This window comes from Cellulomonas sp. Marseille-Q8402 (assembly GCF_965119525.1).
This window is the reverse complement of the sequence record NZ_CBCPLX010000001.1, coordinates 1638754-1660275: the sequence shown is the minus strand read 5'-3', so window position 1 is coordinate 1660275 and position 21522 is coordinate 1638754. Positions and strand designations below refer to the sequence as shown.

The window sequence follows — 21522 nt, the reverse complement described above, 5'->3', positions numbered from 1 at the left end:
CCTCGCCCTCTCATCGTACTGTGACCGTGCACAGTCGATGTGCACAGGCACAGCGCGGTGATCGCCCCGCGGTGTGACGCCCCGCCGCGAGGACGCGGCGGGTCCTTGACGAGGAGGACCAATGCGCCTGCACACAGCGATGAAGACCGCGGCCGTGCTCGCCGCGACCGCGATGCTCGCGGCCGGATGCGGCAGCGGCTCGGACGACGGGGGGTCGACCTCCGACGGACCGGTCGAGCTCACGTTCTGGACCTGGGCCCCGGGGATGGACGAGACCGTCGCCGAGTGGAACGCCGCCAACCCCGACATCCAGGTGACGGTGAACAAGCAGGACGGTGGCGACCCGGCCATCACCAAGCTGCTCACCGCCATCAAGGCCGGCTCCGGCGCGCCGGACATCATGCAGACCGAGTACCAGAAGATCCCGACGCTGGTCGCCGCGGACGCCCTGGCCGACCTCACCGACGTCCTGCCCGACGGGCTCGCCGACCGGTACGCCGCGGGCACCTGGGAGTCGGTCACGCTCGGCTCCGACGCCGTCTACGGCGTGCCGCAGGACTCCGGTCCGATGCAGTTCTACTACCGCGCCGACATCTTCGAGCAGCTCGGGCTGCAGGTCCCGACCACGTGGGACGAGTACGCCGCGGTCGCGGAGCAGCTGCACACCGCCGACCCGAGCAAGTACCTCGGCACGTTCTCCGCGAACGACGCCGGCTGGTTCACGGGTCTCGCGCAGCAGGCCGGCGCCTCCTGGTGGGGCATCGACGGCGACTCCTGGTCGGTCGACATCGACTCCGACGCCACCGAGCAGGTCGCCGAGTACTGGGGCGACCTGGTCGAGCGCGACGTCATCGACAACAAGCCGATGTACACCCCGGAGTGGAACGCCGCACTGAACGACGGCTCGCAGGTCGGCTGGCTCTCCGCCATCTGGGCGCCCGGCGTGCTGGAGGGCAACGCCCCCGACACCGCCGGCAAGTGGGCCATGGCGCCCATGCCGCAGTGGGAGGCCGGCGACACCGCGACCGGCAACTGGGGCGGCTCGGCCACCTCGGTCACCACGCAGTCGGAGCACCCGGAGGAGGCCGCGGAGTTCATCGCCTGGATGAACGGCTCGCAGGAGGGCGTCGACGCGCTCGTCGAGTACGGCAGCCTCTACCCGGCCGACCTCGAGTCGCAGAGCGAGGCGCTGTCCGAGCCGCCGGCCTTCTTCTCCCAGCAGGCCGACTTCTACGACATCGCCGCGGAGACCGCCGAGGGCGTGCAGCCCTTCACCTACGGCCCCAACGTCAACGTCGCGTACTCCGCGTACAACGACGAGTTCGGCAAGGCGACCGAGGCCCGCACGGCGTCGGCGTTCCTCGACGCGGTGGCGGCCATGCAGGACGCGACGGTCGCCGACCTGAAGGACTCCGGCTTCTCCGTCGCCGAGTGACCCGCCGCGGCGGGGGCGCCCCCACCGGCACCCCCGCCGCCGCGGTCCGCCCGCACCTCCCCACCCCGGCCACCCGCTCCCGCGGAAGGACCCCGTCGTGACCACCACCGAGCCGCGCGCCGTCATCCCGGCGCCCGCCGCCCCCGCGGCCACCGTGCGCAGCACGCGCCGTCGCGGGCGCGCCGCGCCGTACGTGTACCTCGCCCCGGCGATGGTGCTGTTCGTGCTGTTCCTCGCGCTGCCGATCGGCTACGCGGTCTACCTCAGCCTGCGCACCGTGAAGGTGAGCGGCCTCGGGCTCGGCGCCGGCGCGCGCCAGGAGGTGTGGGCCGGCTTCGCGAACTACTCCCGCGCGCTCGGCGACCCGGAGTTCCTCGCGTCGGTCGGCCGCGTCGGGCTGTACGGCCTGGTGCTGGTGCCGACGATGCTCGGCCTCGCCCTGCTGTTCGCGCTGCTGCTCGACGCGAAGCGCACCGGGGCCAAGGGCTTCTCGCGGGTCTCGATCTTCCTGCCGTACGCGGTGCCCGCCGTCATCGCCTCGCTGCTGTGGGGCTTCCTCTACCTGCCGCGGGTCAGCCCGTTCGCGTACGCCGCCGACTGGCTCGGCCTGCCCACCGCCGACGTGCTGTCCTCCGGGACGATCCTGTTCGCCATCGCGAACATCGGCCTGTGGGGCGGCGTGGGCTTCAACATGATCGTCATCTACACGGCGCTCAAGGCGATCCCGACCGACCTGTACGAGGCCGCGCGGCTCGACGGCGCGACCGAGCGCGGCATCGCGTGGCGGATCAAGGTGCCGATCGTCCTGCCGTCGCTGATCCTCACGTTCCTGTTCTCGATGATCGCGACGCTCCAGGTGTTCGCCGAGCCGACCACGCTGCGGCCGCTCACCAACACCATCTCCACCACGTGGAGCCCGCTGATGAAGGTGTACCGCGACGCCTTCACGCGGGACGACATCTACTCCGCCGCCGCGACCTCCGTCGTGATCGCGCTGGCGACGTTCGTGCTCTCGTTCGGCTTCCTGCGCCTCGTGCAGCGCCGCGCCTTCGCCCAGGAGAACGGCTGACCCATGGCGACCCTGACCACCGCCCGCCCCGCTGCTGCGGGCCGCGCCACCGCTCGTCCCGTCCGCCGCACCCGGCAGAGGGCGTCGTTCTGGCCGACGCTGATCCTGCTGCTCGGCGCCGTCTACTGCCTGTTCCCCGTGCTGTGGGTGCTCATGGCGTCGACCAAGAGCGCCGGTGAGCTGTTCTCCACCTTCACGCTCGCGCCGTCCACGCACCTGTGGGAGAACATCACCGAGCTGTCCGCGTACCGCGGCGGGCTGTTCTGGCGGTGGATGGCGAACACCGCGCTGTACGCGGGCGTCGGCGGGCTGCTGTCGGTGCTCGTGTCCGCGATGGCGGGCTACGGCCTGGCCAAGTTCCGGTTCGCCGGCAAGAAGGCGATCTTCAACGTCATCCTGGCGGGCGTGCTGGTGCCCGGCGTCGTGCTCGCGATCCCGCAGTACCTGCTGCTGGCCCAGGTGGGGCTGACCAACACCTACTGGTCCGTGCTGCTGCCGAGCATCATCAGCCCGTACGGCATCTACCTGGCGCGCATCTACGCGGCCGCCTCCGTGCCCGACGACGTGCTCGAGGCCGCCCGCACCGACGGCGCCCCCGAGTGGCGGGTGTTCGCGTCGATCTCCGTGCCGATGATGGTGCCCGGCCTGGTGACGGTGTTCCTGTTCCAGTTCGTCGCCATCTGGAACAACTTCATGCTGCCGTACATCATGCTCGGCGACGACAAGCTGTTCCCCCTGACCGTCGGCCTCTCCGGCCTGCTCAACCAGGGGGCGTCGCAGCCGGCCATGTACACGTCGGTGATCACCGGGGCGCTGCTGTCGATCCTCCCGCTCACCGCGCTGTTCCTCACGCTGCAGCGGTACTGGCAGGTCGACCTCGCGGCCGGGGCCGTGAAGGCCTGACGTGCCCGTAAGGTCAGGGGTCGTGGACACGACCGCGCGCAGGCGCCCGACCATCCGCGACGTCGCGGCGGCCGCCGGGGTCTCCCGCGGCACGGTCTCCCGGGTGCTCAACGGGGGGCACTGGGTGTCGCCCGAGGCGCTCGCCGCGGTGCAGGAGGCCATCCGGTCGACCGGGTACTCCGCCAACCAGCACGCGCGCAGCCTCGTCACCGGCCGGTCCAACTCGGTGGCGTTCCTGCTGACCGAGCCGCAGCACCTGCTGTTCGAGGACCCGACGTTCTCGATCCTGCTGCGCGCCGCCGCCGAGGCCCTCGCCGCGCGCGAGATGCCGCTGCTGCTCATGGTCGCCGGCACCCAGCAGGAGCGGCGCCGGATCACCGAGTACGTCGCCGCCGGTCACGTCGACGGCGTGCTGCTCATCTCCTCGCACCGCGGCAACCCCGTGGTCGGCGACCTGCTGCGGCAGGGCGTGCCCACGATCGCCTGCGGCGAGCCGCTGGGCTACGAGGACCGGATCGGCTGGGTCGCCGCCGACGACCACGGCGGCGCGCGGCGGATGACCAGCCACCTGCTGTCCCGCGGGCGGACGCGGATCGCCACGGTCACGGGCCCGCTGGACACCCCCGGCGGCCTCCGGCGGCTCGCGGGCTACCGGGACGCGCTGGGCGACGCGTACGACGACAGCCTCGTCGCGCACGGCGACTACTCCCGGGGCAGCGGCCACGCCGCGATGCGCGAGCTGCTGGAACGCCGGCCCGACCTCGACGCGGTGTTCGTCGCCTCCGACCTCATGGCGGCCGGCGCGCTGGTGGCGCTGCGCGAGGCCGGCCGGTCGGTGCCCGGCGACGTGGCCGTGGGCGGGTTCGACGACTCGGGCCTCGCCGCGACCCTCGAGCCGCCGCTGACGACCATGCGGCAGCCGTTCGAGCGGATCGCCGCCGAGATGGTGCGGCTGCTGCTCGAGGTGGTCGAGGGCGCCGAGCCCGCGCGCATCACGCTGCCGACGTCGCTGGTCGAGCGCACGTCGGCCTGAGCGCGGCCCTCCCGCCGCGTGCGGTGGATCGCGTAGGTTCGCCGCATGGCCGACCGTCACGCGCTGATGCTGCTCGACTCCGCGTCCCTGTACTTCCGGGCGTTCTTCGGCGTCCCCGACTCCGTCAAGGCACCGGACGGCACGCCGGTGAACGCCGTGCGCGGGCTGCTCGACATGATCGCCCGGCTGGTCACCGACCACCGCCCCGACCGGCTCGTCGCGTGCTGGGACGAGGACTGGCGGCCCGCGTTCCGGGTGGCCGCGATCCCGTCGTACAAGGCGCACCGCGCGGTCGGCGGCGCCGAGGCCGCGGCCGCTGCGGCGGAGGGCGGCACGGTGGCCGTCGAGGAGGTGCCGGACACGCTGGCGCCGCAGGTGCCGGTCATCGCGGAGGTGCTCGCCGCGCTGGGCATCGCGCGCGCCGGGGCGGCGGGCTTCGAGGCCGACGACGTCATCGGCACCCTCACCGCCCGCGAGGTCGCGCGGCCGGCGGGGGAGCGGTCGCCGGTGCTCGTGGTGACGGGGGACCGCGACCTGTTCCAGCTGGTCGACGACGCGGCGCCCGTCCGCGTGCTCTACACGATCCGCGGGATCAAGGACATCGAGGTGGTCGACGGCGCGCGGCTCCGGGAGAAGTACGCGGTCGCCTCCGGCCCCGCCTACGCCGACATGGCGGTGCTCCGCGGCGACCCGAGCGACGGCCTGCCGGGCGTGCCGGGCATCGGCGAGAAGACCGCGGCCGCGATGCTCGCGAAGTACGGCGACCTGCCGGGGATCCTCGCGGCCCGCGACGCCGGCGACCCCGGGCTGACGACCACGCAGCGCCTCCGCCTGGTCGAGGCGGACGCGTACCTGGCGGTCGCCCCGGAGGTCGTGCGGGTGGCCCCCGACGCCGACGTCCGGCTGGCCGGCGCCCCAGGCGTGCCCGCCGACCCGCAGGCGTTCGCCCTGCCCCGGGAGCCCGCCGACGGCGCCGCCCTGGTCGACCTCACCGCGCGCTGGGGCCTCGAGTCCAGCGTCCGCCGCGTCCTCACGGCCCTCGCCGAGCGCTGACCCGTCGCGGCGGGCCCTGCGCGCCCGCGGGGCCGAGTGAGCACGTGACACGGCGAGTGCGTGCCCACGGGCTGCCCCCTCGCCGTGCCGCGTGCGCACTCGCGGGCCGGCGCGCCCCGCGGGGACGCGAAAGGGGGGTCACCACCCCCGGTGACCCCCCTGCGGCCGCTGCGTCCCTGGATCACCCCGGAACGGGTCGGCCGCCCTCTCGCCCGGGTGCTGCGGCGCGGCGGGCATCCCCCGTGCCCGTCGCACCACCCGGCGGTACGCGTCAGCGCACCCGCAGCACCCCCAGCGTGAGCGTCGGGGTGTACCCGCCGTCGCCGGTGTACAGCGCGGTCACCGTGGTGGTCCGGCTGAGCGCCGGCAAGGTGACCGTGGCGGAGCCGTCGTTGAGCGGGACGGTGGCCACCGGGCGGACGCCGGCGAGCACCGTCACCTTGCCGCCCGCGACCGGTGCGCCCGCACCGCTGCCCGACACGGTCACCGTGACCTCCGGGGTCGCGCCGCGGGAGACGGTCCAGGACGCCGTGTCGATCGCGATCGACGGCACGGTGGCCAGCACGCGGTAGGCGCGCTGGGTCGTCGAGGTGTCGACGTCGGCGTTGCCCGTGTACACCGCGGTGAGGGTGTGCGACCCGGCCTTCAGGTCGCGGGGCAGGGCGATGGTGGCGGTCGCGGAGTCCCCGGTGGCGGCCACGAGCTCGCCGGTGGCGAGGACGGTGTCGCGCTCGCGGATCTCCACGGTGCCGGCGGGCACGGCGCCCTGGCCGGTCACCGTCACGGTGGCGCTGACCTCGGAGCCGTAGCGCCCGGAGTTCTGCGACAGCGTGACCTTGGTGGTGGAGCCGGCCTTCTTCACGTCGACCGCCACCGGCGCGGAGGTCGAGCCCGCCCACGCCGCGCTGTCCGGCGTGAACACCGCGGTGAGGCTGTGCGCCCCGCCGCCGAGCCGGGCCGTGGCCGTCGCGGTGCCACCCGCGACGGGCGCCGTCGCGATCTCGGTCTCGCCGTCGCGGAACGAGACCGTGCCCGTCGCCTCCGCCGGAGCGACCGTGGCGGTGAGCGTCAGGTCCTTGCCCACCTTCGCGGAGCCCGTGACCTTCAGCGTGGTCGTGGTCTCGGCCGCGGCGGGCACGGCGACGTCGAGCACCTGGGCCCGGGTCGTCGGGTCCGCGTTGTGGCTGTGCAGCACCAGCAGCTGCGCCGCCGTGGCCGCCGACGTGGTCGACCGGTGCGTGGTCAGCTCGGTGTCGTCCGAGCCGACGAACCAGAGCGCGTCGGTGACCCCCGCGTCGAACCAGTACGGCGGGTCGAAGGGGTCGACGGTGAAGGCGTCGACGGCGTCGACCTGGCCGCTCGGGTCCGCGGCGTAGTCCGAGTAGGTCCACACCGTGACCGACGGGGTGACGCCGGGCTCCAGGCCCAGCGCGGCGATCCCGACCGGGGCGACCAGGACGGAGTTGTCGAACACCGTGGTGTCGACGTCCCCGAAGTAGCCGTTGACGCCCTGCACGTCCAGGGTGTCTCCGGTGTCGTAGTCGGCGGTGACGGCGACGGTCAGGTCGGTGGCCTCGTTGAGCTTCTGCACCACGGTCTGGGCGTCGGGCGTGCCGTCCGCGTCCACGTCCCAGTCGATGACCGGGAGCACGGCCTGGCCCAGCGTGGCCCAGTCCCCGTCGACGGCGACGCCGACCCCGAGGTACCCGTCGGCGGGGTCGCCGCCGGCCGCGGCCTGCTGCGGCGCGGTGGACGCCCAGCCGACCCAGCGCAGGTCGCCGGACGCGACCGCCGACTCGGAGGTGACGAACCCGGGGACGTCCTCGAGCTTGGGGCTCGTGGCGCCGAGGTTGAGCGGCGCGACCAGGGAGGTCCAGCCGCCGGAGTCGACACCGCGGCCCGACAGGGTCAGCGGCGCGGTGGTGGCGCCGGCGTCCGCGAAGGACACCGGGTCGGCCGTCAGCTCGCTGACCAGCCGGGGCGCGGCCTGCACGGGCACCCGCAGCTCGGAGTCGCCGGAGGTGAGCACCAGACGGCCGGACAGCGCCGCCACGTACTCGCGCGGGACCCCGGCCTGGTCGACGGCGGACGTCGGGTCGATCTCCCGCTCCAGCGTCGCCGGGTCGGCGGTCAGCGTCAGCGTCACCAGGCCCTGCTGGCCGGCGGGCACCGTCAGCGTGGCGGGCGAGGTGGTGATGGTCGCGCCGCCGGTCGTCGTGGCCGCGGCGAACGCCGTGTCGTAGGTGACGGACTCCGTGCCGGTGTTCTGCACGGTGACCGTCTTGCGCAGGGTCACGGTCTCGTCGGCCACGTCGACCACGCCGAACGTCACCGACACCTGGTCCGGGTCCTCGGAGCCGTAGGCGAGCACCGTGTCGGCGACGGCCGCCCGGGCGTCCACCCGGCCCGACCCCACCCGCTGCGGGCCGTAGGTCGTGCCGGACTGGTTCGCGCCGGTCCACACGTCGTGCGTGGCGGTGTTCATGACCGCGGCCTTGACCTGGGCGGGCGTCCAGCCGGGCTGGGTGGCGCGGACCAGGGCGGCGATGCCCGCCACGTGCGGAGAGGCCATCGAGGTGCCGGACAGCGAGTGCGACGCGCTGCCGGTGCCCGAGGCCGCCGAGTGGATCAGCGTGCCGGGCGCGGCCACGTCGGGCTTGATGATGCCGAGCGAGCCGTGGGCGCCGCGGGACGAGCCCGGGTTCAGCGCGTCGCCGATCTCGTCCGAGGTGACGGTCGCCGCGAGCGACGGGCCGATGTGCGCGGTGACGCCGCCGGCCTGGATGGCGGGCAGCAGCGCGTCGGTGGAGGAGGCGGTGAGCTGCGCGCCCGGGATCGTCGGGTTGCCCGAGATGCCGGCGGCGAACACGGTCGACTCGGTGCCGATCAGGACACCGGCGGCGCCGGCGGCCTCGGCCGCGTTCCAGCGGGCGACGCTGCCGCACGCGCGGGTGGCGTCGTCGTCGTCCCACCACAGGTAGACGATGTTGCCGGCGATCTGCGCGGCGTAGTCGGTCAGCGGGGTGCAGCCGTCGACGCCGTCACCCAGGTAGACGACCGGTGCCGTGACGTCCTCGGTGCCGGTGTACGCGATGGAGTTCTGCGCGGACCAGGTCCGCACCAGCGCCGGGTCGGGCGCGGCGGTGACCTCGACGCCGTCGTAGGTCTGCGGGCTGCCGGCCGAGTTGGCGACGGTCAGGCCGGAGGCCGAGGAACCGGGGGAGCCGCCGACGTCCGTGATGTCCGCCGAGTTGCCCGCGGACAGCACGGCGAGCGTGCCGAGGTCGGAGAGGCGGTCGATCAGCAGGTTGTCGGGGTCGTCCGACGGCGTGGCCGACGCGCCGAGCGACAGGTTCACCACGTCGAGGTGGTCGCCGTAGTCGCCGTCGCCGTCCGGGTCCGCCGCCCAGTCGAGCGCGAGGCCCGTGAGGTCGGTGGAGCCGCCGATGTCGCCGAACACCTTGAGGGCGTACAGCTCGGCGCCGGGCGCGGAGCCGGGTCCGACCTCCCAGTCGGACAGGTCGGTCAGCGTCGAGTAGTCGCCGCGGAACGTGGTGCCGTCGGGCTGGACGCCGTAGCCGGCCGCGGTGCCCGCGACGTGGGTGCCGTGCCCGGAGTTGTCCGAGGTGTAGAGGCTGTCGATCGGGTTGGCGTCCGGCGACGTCGTCGTCGTCGCGCCCGGCAGCTCGGAGGCGGGGTCCGCGTCGTAGAGCGGGCCGGCGAAGTCGTAGCCGCCCCGGTACTTCGCGGGGTCGTACAGGCCCTCGGGGACCGGCTGCGTGCCGTCCTCGCCGTACGCAGCCGCGTAGGCCTCGAGGGTGCCCGGTCCGCCGAACGCGGCGTGGGTGTAGTCGAGGCCCGTGTCGATGACGCCGATCCGGACGCCCTCGCCGGTCTCGCCGGTGTCCTGCCACACCTGCAGCGCGCGGGTGAACGCGTCGCTCGAGGAGTTGTCCGCGGTCTTCGTGGTCACGCGGTACACGGCGACGACGTCCTCGGAGCCGGCCAGCTCGCGGACCTGCGCCGCGTCGCCCGTGACCAGCGTGCCCGACACGAGGTTGGACAGCGTGGCGATCCGCTGCGGGGCGACCGCGGCGGCCCGGGCACCGGTGGACTGCTCGGGCACGACGGCCTCGGCCACGTGCTCGACCTGCGCGGTGGCCTCCTGGACCGCGGCCGCGTCGCCGCCGTCCTCGGCGACGTCGAGGCCCGACGGGGCGTCGAGCTGGACGAACGCGGTGACCGGCCCGTCGGCCTCGGCGAGCCCCGGGGCGATCTTGCCCTCGAGCGGCGCGAGGACGTCGTCGGGGGCGACCGGGTCGCCCGCGGCGCCGGCGAGCCCGCCGGTCGTCGGCGCGGAGGGTGCGGGTCCGGCCGCCGAGGCGACGCCCCCTGCCCCGAGCGTGGTGGTGGCGGCGAGCGCCAGGACGGTCAACGAGGCACGGAGCGGGCGTCGCGTCATGGGATTCCGTTCTTCGGGCAGGACCAGACGTGCACCGCCCCTGACTGAGCGTCATGGCGGTGGTGACTGCGCGCTCACGGTACAAACTTCTGGGCGATTCGTCACGGTTTCCACACACATCACTCGCTCAGCGTCCGTACAGGGATCGCTAGGATGGGTGACCTGGACCACATCCGGTGCCCGTCGCCCTGCTGATCAGGGCCGCGATCTGCACCTCGCGGACGAGGGTCCTGGATGTGTGCGTCCGGTGAAGGAACCCGGCCCGCATCCTTACCGCATCTTCGCGTTCTGGTCGCGTCGCCCTTGAACGACCCCGCGGTCCGCTGCCTAGCCTCGTCGACCGTGAGTGACAGCATGCCCGCCGCGCGGAGCACGTCCCGCGGCCGGCACGCAGCCCCGCGCGACCTCGCGGACCCGGCTACCGCCACGGCGCCCACGCCCCACCTTCCCGGACGGGAGGCGGGCGCGGCTGCGCCCGCGGACCGGGCCGTCCCCGCGACGCCCGCCCCGACCCCGACCGAAGGTGCAGCACCCGCTCCCGTGACGTCCTCCCTCCGTACCCCCGACCTCGTCCTCGACACCACCCTCGACACCACCCCCGGCACCGCCCCCGAGCAGAGCGCTCCGGTGAAGGCCCGCGGCCGCCGCGCCGCCGGTCCCGCCGTCGACGCCCCGCCCGCTCGCGACTCCCGGGCGTCCGCGCCCTCGGGCCGCCGCGCCGCCGCCCCCGGTGGCCGCCGCGCCGCCGAGCCCGCCGCCCCGCGAGGCAGCCACCGCGCCGACGGCCGCGCCTCCGTGCGCACGCCGTCCCGCGGCGTCCCGGCCGTCGCCACCCTCGCGTCCGCCGACGCGCCCCTGAACCGGGCCGACCGCCGCCGTCGCCGCGCCCCGCGCCGCTCGGCGAACCGGGTCGCGCAGGGCGCCGTCGCCGTCGGCCTGGCCCTCGGCGTGGGCGGGTTCGCCCTGACGCCCTCCGCCGCCGAGCGCGCGAGCGCCGGTGCCGCCGGTGCGGCTGCCGCCGCGCAGGGCGACGCGGCCGCGGACGTCGACCAGACCACGCCCCGGCTGTCCTCGGACGTCGTGCAGGAGCGGCAGGCCGCCGTCGTGCTGGCGAGCGCCACCGCGCAGCAGGCCGACACGGTCAAGGCCGACGCCGTCGCCTCGGCCGTGCCCGCGGAGTCCGTGACGAAGCTGGCGACCGCGGTCGCCGAGCTCGACACCCTCATCGCCGCGACGCAGTCGGAGCAGCCCGCCCTCACCGCGCTGCAGGCCGACCGCGACGCGCAGCCGGCCTCGCCGCTGCTGACCGGCGACACGCTGGCCTCCGCGGTCGAGGACGCCGGCGCCGACGCGCTCGCCGACGCGGCCGCCTCGGCGGGTGCCACCTCGACGTCCGACGACGTGTCCGCCACGGCGGAGCCCAGCATCAGCCCGACCGAGCCCACCGGCACCGCCGCGGACGTCGCGGCCGTCCCCGAGGACCCGGCCGCCGCGCGCCTCACGGCCGCCGTCGACCGCGTCGCGACCCTGACCGCGGAGCTGCAGACCGTCACGCAGCAGGCGCGGGACGCCGCGGCCGCCGCCGCTGCCGCCGAGGAGGCCGCCCGCAAGGAGGCCCTGCGCACGTCGCTGGACTCCTACAGCAACGGCCAGATCCCGGCCTCGGCCCTGGCCGACCTGGACTTCGCCCCCGGCCAGCAGCTGCGCGGGGACGCCGCCGAGGCGCTCGAGCAGCTCAACGGGGCGTTCGCCGCCGCGTTCGGCACCAACCTGGTCATCACCGACTCCTACCGGTCGTACGGCCAGCAGGTCGCCTGCCGCCGGCAGAAGGGGAGCCTGTGCGCGACGCCGGGCACCTCCAACCACGGCAACGGCACGGCGATCGACCTCGGCGGCAACGCCTACTCGTTCGGCACCGACCAGCACGACTGGATGCTGGCCCACGCCGAGGAGTTCGGCTGGACCCTCCCGGACTGGGCGCGCGCCAGCGGGTCCAAGCCCGAGCCGTGGCACTGGGAGTACGTGGGCTGAGGCGCGGGGTGCGCCGGCGGGTCGCGGGTCCTAGCGTGGACGCCGGTGCCCGCCGACCGGTCGGGCGCCCCACCCACTCGTGAGGAGCCACGACATGCCCACTCGCACCGCACGCACCGCCTGGAACGGCAGCCTGAACGAGGGCGGCGGTCAGGTGGAGCTCAGCAGCTCGAAGGTCGGCACCTACGACGTCTCGTTCCCCAAGCGCGCGGCCGAGGACGCCGGCGGGACCACCAGCCCCGAGGAGCTCGTCGCCGCCGCGCACTCGTCCTGCTACGCGATGCAGCTCTCCGCGGTCATCGCGGAGGCCGGTGGCACACCCGAGGCGCTCGAGGTGACCGCCGACGTGACGCTCGGCCCGGACCCGGCCGGCGGCTTCCGGATCACCGGGATCGCGCTGAAGGTGCGCGGCGAGGTCTCCGGCCTGGACGAGGCCGGGTTCCTGGCGGCCGCCGAGAACGCGAAGGCGACCTGCCCGGTCAGCAAGGCGCTCACCGGCACCGAGATCACCCTGGACGCCGCGCTCGAGAGCTGAGCCGTCCGCGCGCACGCCCCCGTGGCCCCTCTGCGGCCGCGGGGGCGTCGTGCGTCCCGGCCGGGAGTGCCGCCCGGGTGCTGGACGCCCGGCTCGCACGGCGCGCGGGCGGTGGAACACTGAGCCGCGTGTCGACCGCCACGTCCCTCCCCCCGGGCGGCAGCGCCCCCACGGGCCCTGACGCCACCGGCCCCGACGCCGCCGAGCTGACCCGCGCCCTGCGCGCGGCCGTCGCCGGCGGTGTGGACGACTCGACGCGGCGCCGCGCCGAGTACGCGACCGACGCGTCGAACTACCGGGTCGTGCCGTCCGTCGTCGTGTTCCCGCGCGACGTCGACGACGCCCTCGCGGCGCTGGAGGTGGCGCGCGGCCTCGGCGCCCCCGTGACGTCCCGCGGTGGCGGCACCTCCGTCGCCGGCAACGCCGTCGGCACGGGCGTGGTGCTCGACTGGTCCCGGCACGTGAACCGGGTGCTGGACGTCGACCCCGGCACCGCGACCGCCCGGGTCGAGCCCGGCGTGGTGATGGCGATGCTGCAGCGCGAGGCGGCCCCGCACGGCCTCCGGTTCGGCCCCGACCCCTCGACCCAGGCCCGCGCCACGCTCGGCGGCATGATCGGCAACAACGCCTGCGGCCCCCGCGCGGTGGCCTACGGCCGCACGGCCGACAACGTGCTGGAGCTCGACGTCGTCGACGGCCGCGGCCGCCGGTTCACCGCCGGCAAGGGCCTCGACCCGGTGCCGGGGCTCGACGCGCTGGTCCGCGCCGAGATGGCCACCCTGCGCACCGAGCTCGGCCGGTTCGGCCGGCAGGTGTCGGGCTACTCCCTGGAGCACCTGCTGCCCGAGCGGGGCGCCGACCTGGCCAAGGCGCTCGTCGGCACCGAGGGGACCGTCGTCACGCTGCTCGGTGCGACCGTCCGGCTGGTGCCGGTCTCGGCGGCGCCCGTGCTCGTCGTCCTCGGCTACCCCGACATGGCCACCGCCGCCGACGCCGTGCCCGCGCTGCTGGCGCACCGGCCGCTCGCCATCGAGGGCATGGACGCCCGCCTGGTCGACGTCGTCCGCCGCGTCAAGGGCGCCGCCGCCGTCCCGCCGCTGCCCGAGGGGGCGGGGTGGATGATGGTCGAGGTCGCGGGAGACACCCTGGACGAGGCGATGGAGCGGGCACGGGCGCTCGCCGCCGACGCCGGCACCCGGGCCGTCGGCGTGTTCCCGCCCGGGCCGGAGGCCGCCGCGATGTGGCGGATCCGCGAGGACGGCGCCGGCCTCGGCGGGCGGACGCCGTCGGGGGAGCAGGCGTGGCCCGGGTTCGAGGACTCCGCCGTGCCGCCCGAGCGGCTCGGCGCGTACCTGCGCGACCTCGAGGCCCTGATGGCCCGGCACGGCGTCGACGGCCTCGCGTACGGGCACTTCGGCGACGGCTGCGTGCACCTGCGGCTCGACGTCCCGATGGAGCGGTCGGGCGACCCGCTGCGGGCCTTCATGACGGACGCCGCCCACCTGGTCGCGTCGCACGGCGGCTCGCTCTCGGGGGAGCACGGCGACGGCCGGGCCCGGTCCGAGCTGCTGCCCGTCATGTACTCGCCCGAGGCGATCGGGGCGTTCGAGGCGTTCAAGGGCCTGCTCGACCCGGACGACCTGCTCAACCCCGGCGTGCTGGTCCGGCCGCGGCCGGTCGACGCCGACCTGCGCCGCCCGCACGCCCGGCCGATCCCCGCGGGCCACGGCGGCTTCGCCTACCAGCACGACCACGGCGACTTCACCACGGCCGTGCACCGGTGCGTGGGCGTCGGCAAGTGCCGCGCCGACACGTCCGCGTCGGGCGGCTTCATGTGCCCCTCGTACCTCGCGACGAGGGACGAGAAGGACTCCACCCGCGGTCGCGCCCGCGTGCTGCAGGAGATGGCCAACGGGTCGCTGGTGTCCCGCGGGTTCTCCTCGCCCGAGGTGCACGACGTCCTCGACCTGTGCCTGTCCTGCAAGGCGTGCTCGTCCGACTGCCCGGCCGGCGTCGACATGGCCCAGTACAAGGCGGAGGTGCTGCACCGGACCTACCGCGGGCGGCTGCGCCCCGTGAACCACTACGTGCTGGGCTGGCTGCCGCGCTGGACCCGGCTCGTCACCGGCGTCCCCGGGCTGGCGCGGCTGAGCAACGCCGTGCTCGGGGTGCGCCCGCTCGCCAAGGTCGTGCTGCGGCTCGGCGGGATGGACGTCCGGCGGACGATGGTCGACTTCGCGCCCGCGCCCTTCCGCTCGCGGGTGCGGCGGGGCCAGGTCGACGTCCGGCGCGGGGGAGCGCCGGCGACCGCCGGCGGCACGTCGCTGTCGGTGACCGGCACCTCGGGCCGCCCGCCGGTGCTGCTCTGGACCGACTCGTTCAGCGACGCCCTCGCGCCGTCCGTCCCCGTCGCCGCCGTGCAGGTGCTGCGCGCCGCGGGCTACGAGGTGCTGGTGCCCGAGCACGACGCCTGCTGCGGCCTCACCTGGATCTCCACCGGGCAGCTCGACGGCGCCCGCAAGCGGCTGACCCACCTGCTCGAGGTGCTCGGCCCGTACGCGGTCAACGGCGTGCCGATCGTCGGGCTTGAGCCGTCCTGCACCGCCGTGCTGCGCTCCGACCTGCTGGACCTGCTGCCCGACGACCCCCGTGCCGTCGCCGTGGCGCGCGCCACCCGGACGCTCGCCGAGCTGCTCACCGCGCCCGCGCCGATCGGACCGGGGGACCGGTGGGAGCTGCCCGACCTGTCCGACGTCACCGCCGTCGTGCAGCCGCACTGCCACCACCACGCCGTCATGACCTACACCGCGGACCGGACGCTGCTGGCCGACGCGGGGGCGTCGTTCTCCACGCTCGCCGGCTGCTGCGGTCTCGCGGGGAACTTCGGCATGGAGGCGGGGCACTACGACGTGTCGGTGCAGGTGGCCGAGCACGCCCTGCTGCCCGCGCTGCGCGAGGCCGCCCCGGGCGACGTCCTCCTGGCCGACGGGTACTCCTGCCGCACCCAGGCCGACCAGCTCGCCGGCGTCCAGGGCGTGCACCTGGCGGAGCTCCTCGCCGCCCACCTCCGCCCCTGACCCGCGGGCGCCGGCACATGCCCCGGCGCGTGCGCCCGTCCCGCCGGCGAGGTCGTCACGTCGGCACGAGGTCGTCATTCCTGCGGGACGACCTCGTGCAGGAGTGACGACCTCGGGGGAGCGGGGCGGCGCACCGGCCGTCACGTGCGGATTTGGGCGACGGGCGTCCGTGACGTAGGCTGGCCGCTGCCCAAAGACCGCAGGTCGTCGGCTCCCGTGCTCTCCCGCTTCCGCGGGTGCGTCCGAGAGCCGCCCGAAGTCCCGCTCCGGCGGAGGCCCGCGCAGGTTGAGTTCCGATGGTCGTGCGTGAACACGTGCGTGCTGCGAGCCCTGGCCTGCGCCGGGGCTCTTCCCATGTGCGGGGTCGAGGACGACGCCCGGCGGCACCACCACCGGAAGGATTGCCATGGCGAGGCCGGACAAGGCAGCCGCAGTCGCGGAGCTCACGGACCAGTTCCGTGACTCCAACGCGGCCGTGCTGACCGAGTACCGCGGGCTCACCGTCGCGCAGCTCAAGCAGCTGCGTCGGTCGCTCAGCGGCAATGCGAACTACGCCGTGGTGAAGAACACGCTGACCGCGATCGCGGCCAAGGAAGCCGGCATCGAGGGGATCGCCGACGAGCTCAAGGGCCCGTCCGCCATCGCCTTCGTCACCGGTGACCCGGTCGAGGCCGCCAAGGGTCTGCGTGACTTCGCCAGGGCGAACCCCGCGCTGGTCATCAAGGGTGGTGTCCTCGACGGGCGCGCCCTGACCGCCGCGGACGTCACCAAGCTCGCGGACCTCGAGTCCCGTGAGGTCCTGCTGGCCAAGGCCGCCGGTGCGATGAAGGCCAAGCTGTTCCAGACGGCTTACCTCTTCACCGCGCCCGCGTCGAAGGCCGTGCGCACCGTCGAGGCTCTCCGCGCCCAGCAGGAGACCGCCGACACCGCTGCCTGAGCCGACCAGGCTCAGCCGCCCCACACCCTGCCCCTGCCGGTCGCCGTGACCGGAGGGGAACGAGACGGAAGGACACGCCACCATGGCGAAGCTCACCACCGACGAGCTCATCTCCGCGTTCAAGGAGCTCACCCTCATCGAGCTCTCCGAGTTCGTGAAGGCGTTCGAGGAGACCTTCGAGGTCACCGCCGCGGCCCCGGCCGCCGTCGCCGTCGCCCCCGCTGCCGGCGGTGCCGGTGCGGACACCCCGGCCGAGGAGGAGAAGGACGAGTTCGACGTCATCCTCGAGGCCGCCGGTGACAAGAAGATCCAGGTCATCAAGGAGGTGCGCGCCCTGACCTCCCTCGGCCTGAAGGAGGCCAAGGACCTCGTCGACGGCGCCCCGAAGCCCGTTCTCGAGAACGTGAACAAGGACGCCGCGGACAAGGCCAAGGCCGCCCTCGAGGGCGCCGGCGCCACCGTCACCCTCAAGTGACCCGCGCCGGGGGTCGCGCGCTCGCGCGCTGACCACCCGGGAGCTCGTCCGCAGGCCCGCACCCCCTCCGGGGTGCGGGCCTGCGTCGTCCCCCGGTGCGGGCTGCGCCGGTCGCACCGCTCGGCACGAGCGTGCCCGAGCCGCGTCCGCGCCGGCCCGCGCCGGCCCGCGCCCGGCGTCCGCGCCCGGCGTCCGCGCCGCGCCCAGCCGACGCCCGGCCGGGCCGGCGCCCGCGCCGCTGTCACCGGAACCATCCGCACCCCCCGCGCTTTCTCGCGCCACCCACCGATAGCCCGGCTGGTGACGCGAGAACCAGCGGGCTACGCAACGCGCCCCGTCTCGACCCACCGCGATCACCTCGACCCGCCGCGACCGGCGCGGATGGCGTCGCGCCCAGCCCGGCACGCGGCACTCGCGCCGGGACCCGCCCTGCCGGACACGCCGCGCTCGCGTCGTCCGTGCGGCTCGGCCGGCCCGCGCGCTCGGCACGACCACTCCCCGAGCTGCCGGCGGGAGTCACGGGCGCGTCGCCAGCGCCTTCTCGTGTCGCACACCGACGTCCCGGCTGGTCGCGCGAGAATCGGCTGGCGCTGCGCCGGCCGACCACCGGCCCGACGCCCCGACCGGCGGGGAAGGGTGCGGAATGCCCCAGGGCGACGCGGCGTTGCTGCCCTCTGCAGGCCTCGGCGCGATGTCGCCCGAGCTCGTGTGGCGCACGTCCCATACCACGGCCGCTGGACTTGCCGCCAGGTCTGTACTACGCTAGCGCTTTGCGCTGGCCTGTGCCCGCGACCCCGTATAACCCGCGCCCACCAGGCATCGTAGTACGCGATGCCCTGGGGGCCCGAGGCCGGGGGGTCGCGAACCGCCGGGCCCCGCGCAGGGAACTCGATCTGCTGGGAAGGACCCCTCTTGGCTGCCTCGCGCACCTCCTCCGCAACGTCCGAAGCCATCGCGAACCGCACCGTCTCCCGCCGCGTCTCCTTCGCCCGGATCGACGAGCCGCTGGAGGTCCCCGACCTCCTCGGCCTGCAGACGGAGAGCTTCGACTGGCTGCTCGGCAACGAGAAGTGGCAGGCGCGTGTCGCCGCTGCTCTCGAGTCCGGCCGCCAGGACGTCCCGGAGACCGCTGGACTGGAGGAGATCTTCGAGGAGATCTCCCCCATCGAGGACTTCGGCGGCACCATGTCGCTGTCGTTCCGCGAGCACCGTTTCGAGCCGCCGAAGTACACGGCCGACGAGTGCAAGGAGAAGGACTTCACCTACGCGGCGCCGCTGTTCGTCACCGCCGAGTTCGTGAACTACACCACCGGTGAGATCAAGAGCCAGACGGTCTTCATGGGCGACTTCCCGCTCATGAGCGAGCGCGGCACGTTCATCATCAACGGCACCGAGCGCGTCGTCGTGTCGCAGCTGGTCCGCTCCCCGGGCGTGTACTTCGAGCGCGCTGCCGACAAGACGTCCGACAAGGACATCTTCTCGGTCAAGATGATCCCGAGCCGTGGCGCGTGGCTGGAGTTCGAGATCGACAAGCGCGACAACGTCGGCGTCCGCGTCGACCGCAAGCGCAAGCAGAACGCCACCGTGCTGCTCAAGGCCCTCGGCATGACCGAGTCGGAGATCCGCGAGGAGTTCGCGCAGTTCCCGGCCGTCATCGACACCCTGGAGAAGGACCACGTCCAGACCCAGGACGAGGCGCTGCTCGACCTCTACCGCAAGATCCGCCCGGGCGAGCCGCCCACCGTCGAGGCCGGTCGCGCGCTGATCGAGAACTTCTACTTCAACCCGAAGCGCTACGACCTCGCGAAGGTCGGCCGCTACAAGCTGAACAAGAAGCTCGGCATCGACGTCCCGCTGGCCGACTCCGTGCTGTCGCGCGACGACATCGTCGCCGCGATCAAGTACATGGCCGCGCTGCACGCCGACGTCGCGACCCTGCCGGGCAAGCGCGCCGGCGAGGACGTCGAGATCCGCGTCGAGACCGACGACATCGACCACTTCGGCAACCGTCGCATCCGCGCCGTGGGCGAGCTCATCCAGAACCAGGTCCGCACCGGCCTGTCGCGGATGGAGCGCGTCGTGCGCGAGCGCATGACGACCCAGGACGTCGAGGCGATCACGCCGCAGACGCTGATCAACATCCGTCCCGTCGTGGCCTCCATCAAGGAGTTCTTCGGGACGAGCCAGCTGTCGCAGTTCATGGACCAGAACAACCCGCTCGCCGGCCTGACGCACAAGCGTCGTCTGTCCGCGCTGGGCCCGGGTGGTCTGTCCCGCGACCGCGCCGGCATGGAGGTCCGTGACGTCCACCCGTCGCACTACGGCCGCATGTGCCCGATCGAGACCCCCGAGGGTCCGAACATCGGCCTCATCGGCTCGCTCGCGACGTTCGGGCGGATCAACCCGTTCGGCTTCGTCGAGACCCCGTACCGCAAGGTCGAGTTCGGTGTCGTGACGGACGAGGTGCACTACCTCACCGCCGACGACGAGGACCGCTTCGTGATCGCCCAGGCGAACGCCGCGGTCCGCGAGGACGGCCACTTCGCCGAGGACACCGTCCTGGTCCGCGTCAAGGGTGGCGACACCGAGGACGTCCCGGCCGAGGTCGTGGACTACATGGACGTCTCGCCGCGCCAGATGGTGTCGGTCGCGACGGCCCTCATCCCGTTCCTCGAGCACGACGACGCCAACCGCGCCCTCATGGGTGCGAACATGCAGCGCCAGGCCGTGCCGCTGGTCCGCTCCGAGGCGCCGCTGGTCGGCACCGGCATGGAGTGGCGCGCGGCGGTCGACGCCGGCGACGTCATCGTGGCCTCCAAGCCCGGTGTGGTCACCGAGGTGTCGGCGGACCTGATCACCGTCGCGAACGACGACGCGACGACGAGCACCTACCGCGTGGCGAAGTTCCGCCGCTCGAACCAGGGCACGTCCTACAACCAGCGCGTGCTGGTCGACCAGGGCGCCCGCGTCGAGGTCGGCTCCGTGCTGGCCGACGGCCCGGCGACGGACGAGGGCGAGCTGTCCCTCGGCCGCAACCTGCTGGTCGCGTTCATGTCGTGGGAGGGCCACAACTACGAGGACGCGATCATCCTGTCGCAGCGCCTCGTGCAGGACGACGTCCTGTCCTCGATCCACATCGAGGAGCACGAGGTCGACGCCCGCGACACCAAGCTCGGCCCGGAGGAGATCACGCGGGACATCCCGAACGTCTCCGAGGACGTGCTGGCGGACCTGGACGAGCGCGGCATCATCCGCATCGGCGCCGAGGTCTCCGCGGGCGACGTGCTGGTCGGCAAGGTCACCCCGAAGGGCGAGACCGAGCTGACCCCGGAGGAGCGCCTGCTGCGCGCGATCTTCGGCGAGAAGGCCCGCGAGGTCCGCGACACGTCCCTCAAGGTGCCCCACGGCGAGTCCGGCACGGTCATCGAGGTGCGCACGTTCAACCGCGAGGACGGCGACGAGCTGCCCGCCGGCGTGAACGAGCTGGTCCGGGTCTACATCGCCCAGCGCCGCAAGATCACCGACGGCGACAAGCTCGCCGGCCGTCACGGCAACAAGGGCGTCATCTCCAAGATCCTGCCCGTCGAGGACATGCCGTTCCTCCCGGACGGCACCGCGGTGGACATCGTCCTGAACCCGATGGGCGTCCCCGGCCGCATGAACGTCGGCCAGGTGCTGGAGGTCCACCTCGGGTGGATCGCCAAGCAGGGCTGGAACGTCGAGCTGGCCGAGGGCGACCTGTCCTGGGTCGACCAGGTGCCGGACATCGCGAAGTCGTCGAGCCCGGGCGTGCCCGTGGCGACGCCGGTGTTCGACGGCGTGCCGGAGGAGACCCTCACCGGTCTGCTCGGCGCCACGCTGCCGAACCGCGACGGCGAGCGCATGGTCGGCGTGGACGGCAAGGCGCGCCTGTTCGACGGCCGCTCCGGCGAGCCGTTCCCGGACCCGGTGGCCGTCGGCTACATGTACATCCTCAAGCTGCACCACCTCGTGGACGACAAGATCCACGCCCGGTCGACCGGCCCGTACTCGATGATCACGCAGCAGCCGCTGGGTGGTAAGGCGCAGTTCGGTGGCCAGCGGTTCGGCGAGATGGAGGTGTGGGCCCTCGAGGCGTACGGCGCGGCCTACACGCTCCAGGAGCTCCTGACCATCAAGTCGGACGACATCCCCGGCCGCGTGAAGGTGTACGAGGCCATCGTCAAGGGGGAGAACATCCCGGACTCGGGCATCCCGGAGTCCTTCAAGGTGCTCCTCAAGGAGATGCAGTCGCTCTGCCTGAACGTGGAGGTGCTGTCCTCGGACGGCGTGTCCATCGACATGCGGGAGAACGACGACGAGGTCTACCGCGCCGCCGAGGAGCTGGGCATCGACCTGTCCCGGCGCCCGAACGCCGCCAGCACCATCGACGAGATCTGACGCCGAGCGTCCGCCGGCCCTGCGCTCCCCGGAGCGATGGGCCGGCGGCCCGCCCGCACCCCTTGCACCATTCCGTTCCGCCGGACCGCTCAT

12 protein-coding genes are annotated in these 21522 nt (G+C 74.0%); 11 read left to right on the top strand and 1 reads right to left on the bottom strand.

The features are described 5' to 3' along the window. Nucleotides 1-121: 121 nt before the first annotated feature. From ACWPWW_RS07535 to ACWPWW_RS07515, 5 genes are all read left to right on the top strand, one after another. Nucleotides 122-1435 (top strand): ABC transporter substrate-binding protein, encoded by a 1314-nt coding sequence (locus tag ACWPWW_RS07535; RefSeq protein WP_454049702.1) that lies wholly within the window; start codon nucleotides 122-124, stop codon nucleotides 1433-1435. 97 nt (nucleotides 1436-1532) lie between these two features. Beyond that, a complete protein-coding gene (locus ACWPWW_RS07530; RefSeq protein ID WP_454049701.1) occupies nucleotides 1533-2504 on the top strand; it encodes a carbohydrate ABC transporter permease in 972 nt (323 codons plus the stop codon). Nucleotides 2505-2507: 3 nt separating this feature from the next. Continuing rightward, nucleotides 2508-3407 (top strand): carbohydrate ABC transporter permease, encoded by a 900-nt coding sequence (locus tag ACWPWW_RS07525; RefSeq protein ID WP_454049700.1) that lies wholly within the window; start codon nucleotides 2508-2510, stop codon nucleotides 3405-3407. Nucleotides 3408-3429: 22 nt separating this feature from the next. Then, nucleotides 3430-4440 carry a LacI family DNA-binding transcriptional regulator gene (locus ACWPWW_RS07520; protein ID WP_454049699.1) on the top strand — a complete coding sequence of 337 codons (1011 nt, stop codon included), beginning with the start codon at nucleotides 3430-3432 and terminating at the stop codon, nucleotides 4438-4440. A gap of 45 nt (nucleotides 4441-4485) precedes the next feature. Further along, nucleotides 4486-5493 carry a 5'-3' exonuclease gene (locus tag ACWPWW_RS07515; RefSeq protein WP_454049698.1) on the top strand — a complete coding sequence of 336 codons (1008 nt, stop codon included), beginning with the start codon at nucleotides 4486-4488 and terminating at the stop codon, nucleotides 5491-5493. 271 nt (nucleotides 5494-5764) lie between these two features. On the opposite strand, the gene ACWPWW_RS07510 is transcribed toward ACWPWW_RS07515, so the two are convergent. Further along, a complete protein-coding gene (locus ACWPWW_RS07510) occupies nucleotides 5765-9955 on the bottom strand; it encodes a S8 family serine peptidase (protein WP_454049697.1) in 4191 nt (1396 codons plus the stop codon). Between the two features lie 540 nt (nucleotides 9956-10495). On the opposite strand from ACWPWW_RS07510, the gene ACWPWW_RS07505 reads away from it, so the two are divergent. The 6 genes from ACWPWW_RS07505 to rpoB all read left to right on the top strand — a co-directional run bounded on the left by ACWPWW_RS07505 (nucleotide 10496) and on the right by rpoB (nucleotide 21429). Then, nucleotides 10496-11986: a D-alanyl-D-alanine carboxypeptidase family protein gene (locus tag ACWPWW_RS07505; protein ID WP_454049696.1), complete on the top strand. Its 1491-nt coding sequence runs from the start codon at nucleotides 10496-10498 to the stop codon at nucleotides 11984-11986. 94 nt (nucleotides 11987-12080) lie between these two features. Next, nucleotides 12081-12521, top strand: coding sequence for an OsmC family peroxiredoxin (locus ACWPWW_RS07500; RefSeq protein WP_454049695.1), 441 nt, complete (start codon nucleotides 12081-12083; stop codon nucleotides 12519-12521). A 128-nt stretch (nucleotides 12522-12649) separates the two neighbouring features. After that, a complete protein-coding gene (locus ACWPWW_RS07495) occupies nucleotides 12650-15598 on the top strand; it encodes an FAD-binding and (Fe-S)-binding domain-containing protein (protein ID WP_454049694.1) in 2949 nt (982 codons plus the stop codon). Nucleotides 15599-16004: 406 nt separating this feature from the next. Next, nucleotides 16005-16535, top strand: coding sequence for a 50S ribosomal protein L10 (gene rplJ, locus ACWPWW_RS07490; RefSeq protein ID WP_454049693.1), 531 nt, complete (start codon nucleotides 16005-16007; stop codon nucleotides 16533-16535). A gap of 82 nt (nucleotides 16536-16617) precedes the next feature. Next, nucleotides 16618-17010 (top strand): 50S ribosomal protein L7/L12, encoded by a 393-nt coding sequence (rplL, locus tag ACWPWW_RS07485; protein WP_454049692.1) that lies wholly within the window; start codon nucleotides 16618-16620, stop codon nucleotides 17008-17010. Between the two features lie 912 nt (nucleotides 17011-17922). Further along, a complete protein-coding gene (gene rpoB / locus ACWPWW_RS07480) occupies nucleotides 17923-21429 on the top strand; it encodes a DNA-directed RNA polymerase subunit beta (RefSeq protein ID WP_454049691.1) in 3507 nt (1168 codons plus the stop codon). The last annotated feature ends 93 nt before the right edge of the window (nucleotides 21430-21522 follow it).